We start from the raw sequence: 281 nt of genomic DNA, 5'->3' as shown, positions 1-281 counted from the left end.
CTGATCAAGTGTGTAGTTTCGACAATGCAGATGCTGGTAATTTGGCAGGTGGCGATGCCACAGTTAATGTCAGTTGTGTGACTACTCAATACACTGTCGGTGTCAATGTTTCTGGCTTGGCTGGTGGCAATACAGTTGTGATCCAAAACAACGGTGGTGATGACTTGAATGTCAATGCCAATGGCGTCAGCACTTTTGCTACCGCTTTAGATGATGGCTCTGCATACAATGTTTCTGTCTTAACACAACCTACTTCACCTAACCAAACCTGTGTGGTCACT

The 281-nt window shown here is 45.2% G+C and carries 1 protein-coding gene; it reads left to right on the top strand.

Annotated elements, in window-relative coordinates:
* Positions 1–281: hypothetical protein (locus FET73_RS15120; protein WP_218944371.1), on the top strand; the 281-nt coding region annotated here is incomplete at both ends.

Source organism: Marinicella rhabdoformis, from assembly GCF_009671245.1.
Lineage (GTDB): Bacteria > Pseudomonadota > Gammaproteobacteria > Xanthomonadales > Marinicellaceae > Marinicella > Marinicella rhabdoformis.
The sequence above is the reverse complement of the archived record's forward strand: the minus strand, read 5'-3'. Positions and strand labels throughout refer to the sequence as shown.